General features: G+C 44.1%; 9 protein-coding genes. 5 read left to right on the top strand and 4 right to left on the bottom strand.

Translation table 11 applies throughout. The features are described 5' to 3' along the window. The 3 genes from BM613_RS14190 to BM613_RS15900 all read right to left on the bottom strand — a co-directional run. The coding region (locus BM613_RS14190) for a hypothetical protein (RefSeq protein ID WP_146192841.1) at nt 1-221 on the bottom strand (221 nt) is incomplete at its 3' end. Then, the gene (locus tag BM613_RS14185) at nt 214-540 is read right to left on the bottom strand and encodes a hypothetical protein (RefSeq protein WP_109431814.1); all 327 of its coding nucleotides are present in this window, start codon (nt 538-540) and stop codon (nt 214-216) included. The genes BM613_RS14190 and BM613_RS14185, both read right to left, overlap by 8 nt. Before the next feature lie 4 nt (nt 541-544). Continuing rightward, nucleotides 545-802: a helix-turn-helix domain-containing protein gene (locus tag BM613_RS15900; protein ID WP_109431813.1), complete on the bottom strand. Its 258-nt coding sequence runs from the start codon at nt 800-802 to the stop codon at nt 545-547. Nucleotides 803-883: 81 nt separating this feature from the next. Here BM613_RS15900 and BM613_RS14175 point away from each other — a divergent pair, with 81 nt between their 5' ends. Together BM613_RS14175 and BM613_RS14170 are read left to right on the top strand one after the other, a co-directional pair. Further along, entirely contained in the window at nt 884-1,117 is a 234-nt protein-coding gene (locus tag BM613_RS14175) for a helix-turn-helix domain-containing protein (protein WP_109431812.1), read from the top strand. After that, nucleotides 1,118-1,852 (top strand): Rha family transcriptional regulator, encoded by a 735-nt coding sequence (locus BM613_RS14170; protein WP_109431811.1) that lies wholly within the window; start codon nt 1,118-1,120, stop codon nt 1,850-1,852. A gap of 5 nt (nt 1,853-1,857) precedes the next feature. Here the strand turns inward: BM613_RS14170 and BM613_RS14165 are convergent, their stop codons facing one another. Then, nucleotides 1,858-2,094 (bottom strand): helix-turn-helix domain-containing protein, encoded by a 237-nt coding sequence (locus tag BM613_RS14165; RefSeq protein WP_109431810.1) that lies wholly within the window; start codon nt 2,092-2,094, stop codon nt 1,858-1,860. A 95-nt stretch (nt 2,095-2,189) separates the two neighbouring features. Between BM613_RS14165 and BM613_RS14160 the strand changes: the two genes are divergently transcribed. Genes BM613_RS14160 through BM613_RS14155 form a run of 3 tightly spaced genes read left to right on the top strand, consistent with a single transcriptional unit; the run spans nt 2,190 to nt 2,772 of the window. Continuing rightward, nucleotides 2,190-2,426, top strand: a complete 237-nt coding sequence (locus BM613_RS14160; protein ID WP_245926404.1) for a helix-turn-helix transcriptional regulator — start codon at nt 2,190-2,192, stop codon at nt 2,424-2,426. Continuing rightward, nucleotides 2,423-2,566: a hypothetical protein gene (locus BM613_RS15250; RefSeq protein WP_181363203.1), complete on the top strand. Its 144-nt coding sequence runs from the start codon at nt 2,423-2,425 to the stop codon at nt 2,564-2,566. Before BM613_RS14160 ends, BM613_RS15250 begins: the two co-directional genes overlap by 4 nt. Continuing rightward, the gene (locus tag BM613_RS14155) at nt 2,563-2,772 is read left to right on the top strand and encodes a hypothetical protein (protein ID WP_109431808.1); all 210 of its coding nucleotides are present in this window, start codon (nt 2,563-2,565) and stop codon (nt 2,770-2,772) included. Before BM613_RS15250 ends, BM613_RS14155 begins: the two co-directional genes overlap by 4 nt. Nucleotides 2,773-2,848: the final 76 nt, after the last annotated feature.

Genomic DNA, 2,848 nt, shown 5'->3' with positions numbered 1-2,848 from the left:
ACAAGAACATCCTCGTTTTGGCTAAGGAGGATTTCGCGATAGTCGGTAATCACGATAGGACCATTATTCACAGGTTTTATTGCAAACTCTCTTTCTACCGGGTCATGTTCGGCAATTTCGACCATGAACTCGAACCCATGATAATTCGCGAATGTCGTGACGTATTTCAAAACAACCGTGCGCCCGGGCAGCGTGTCAACAAAGTGGTCGAGTTTATTCATCTTCATCCCCTCCAAGAACGGTAAATGCGTCACGTACTTCAATCCGAAGCGCCCAGTCTGTTTCTTGTTCTTCGTACCCTCCTGACACGATCAGCGTGCGCTCCGTCGCAAGCGTGACTTCGCGGTAGGGGATGAATTCAAGATAGTCATTGTTCACAGGTTTGAGTGCGAAACGCCGTAAAGATTTATCCAATATGGCTTTTTCGCACAAAAATCTGTACCCGCGATGTTGAAAAAAATTGGTGGCAAAGCCGATTTCAATAGTTTTTCCGGGTAAGGAAGCAATAAACGCATCGATATATGGGGTTGGTTTGGACATGTACTCACTCCTCTTTTGAAATTTCACTTACGCTGCCCCGATGTTGTGAGGGGGTGGGGTCGTCGGACAAGCCGACTAGGTAATCGATGCTAGTGTTAAAGAACTTTGCAATAAGTATTAGTTGATCGATTTGAGGTTCACGGTTTTTCCCTTCATATCGTTGATAGGATCGTAAAGTTATTTTTAGAGCTGTTGCCATTTCAATTTGAGTTAATCCTTTGTTTTTTCGTAATAACGCAAGTCGTTCAGCGAAAAGTGACATACCCGGCTCCTTGACACGTCCATATTGGACGTAATATACTCAATTAAACGTCCGTTATGGACGTAAAATGGCGGTGGTGATGTGTACAACATAACTTCGGTTCTGCAAAAAGCACGAAGTGTAAAAGGATTGACTCAAAAACAAGTTGCAGATCAAGTGGGCATAACAGTTCGAAGGTATCAACGTTATGAATACAACGAACGCAATTTGTCACTTGAAATGGCGGCGAAAATAGCCAAGATACTTGAAATCAGTTTGTACGATCTTGTCCCTGATTCATCACGTAAAAATTATTTTCGGAAGGAGCGTATCTAAATGCCCGACATCGTTTTTATCGAAAACGGCCGTGCTGTGACAGATAGTCTTACAGTAGCAAATGTGTTCGGAAAATCACACGACAAAGTGCTTCGGGACATTCGCGAACTTGGTTGCAGCGAGGATTTTCGACTCGCCAATTTTGGAGAGTCCTCATACACGAACCAACAAGGCCGTAAAATGCCGAAATACATCATATCGGAACAAGGTTTCACGCTTCTGGTGATGGGTTACACGGGGCCGCGGGCAATGGAATTCAAGGAACGCTATATTGCTGAATTCGACCGCATGCGCAACCTTCTTCAAAATCCGTCACAAACGCAACCCGATACACTAAAATCTCGCCGCCTTGACATTATGGAGATGAACGCCAAAGCCAGAGTTGCAAAACTCATTTTTGATACGACTAAGCAGTTTAGCAATCAATTATCTCCTGTAGCAATTGAAACCATGCTCGCAGCGGGGGTGAATCTTGTTGCGGGAAAAGAACTCATTGCACCGCCACGCCGAGAAAAGTTGTATTCCGCAACCGAAATCGCAAAGGAAGTCGGAACCAGCGCGAATAAGATAGGGCGTATCGCAAACGAATACGGCTTAAAAACAGAAGAATATGGCGAGTTTGTATTGGACAAGTCGCCTTACAGTTCAAAAGAAATCAGTGCGTTTCGTTACAACGAAAAAGGTCGCGAAAGAATTTTGCAACTTCTCGCGCGAGAACCTGCGTTGACGCAATAAAACACTTACGAAGCCCCGTTTTCTCGAAAAGGACTATGATCATCGCTACGTCCAACGAGATAATCGAGGCTCACGTTGAAGAAGTCGGCGAGCGTTATCAGTTGCTCAATCGTCGGTTGTCGATTCATAGTTTCATAATATCTAAGAGCGCGCTCTGAAACGCGAATTAAGCTCGATAATTCTTTTTGAGAAACGTTTCTTGACTTTCTTAGTTCACGAAGGCGCTCGCCGAAATCGGCCAAAATTATTCTCTCCGATCTATTGACAGGAACATTTAGTTCCGATATTATCACATTAATAGGTACATATTGTTCCTGTAAGAAACGAGGTGGTGATGTTGAGACAACAATTACGACAGGCTCGAAAGGCGCGCCACTGGACACAAAAGGAAGCAGCCAAACTTCTTGGAATCACAGAGCGCGCCTATCGGCACTTTGAAGCGGGAACGCGTAATCCGCGTTATTCCACGCTTGTAAGGTTAGAGCAAGTGTTTGAAATGTCGTATAAGGAACTACTTGTACCTGATTCTAACGCAAAATCGGGTGTTGCGAAAGGAGACAACGAAATACAATGAAACTTCTTGATCGAGTCACCAAAGAAAGCATTTTAAAACTCGTTTGCGATGCGGATCAACGCAAAACCAGCACGCTGGTTCAAGAGTTAGCTCGAAATCTAACGGTCGAACAAGCCGCTCGTTGGGGGCAAAACGCATGAGTTATGAAGGTTGTGCAAATTGCGGCTGTCGTTTTAGTGAGTTTCAAATTTCTGAATTTGTTGATCCGTTCGATAATCGCTTCAAGGAGAGCGAACTTGTCTGTGCGCAGTGCGGCGAAACATGGGAACCGACGACTTTTTGTGAGTTGTGTGATGAACCTGTTGATGCGTGTACTTGTCACTTAGCGATTGTAGCGAACTGCTAAAAAACAACAGAAAGGATGAGCATCATGGAATACGATCAAAACCTACAATATGATCCAGATTTCTTAAAAAAGCTAA

Origin of the sequence: Sulfoacidibacillus thermotolerans, from assembly GCF_003144315.1 — a bacterium.
In the GTDB taxonomy this organism is placed as follows: domain Bacteria; phylum Bacillota; class Bacilli; order Alicyclobacillales; family SLC66; genus Sulfoacidibacillus; species Sulfoacidibacillus thermotolerans.
The sequence above is the reverse complement of the archived record's forward strand: the minus strand, read 5'-3'. Positions and strand labels throughout refer to the sequence as shown.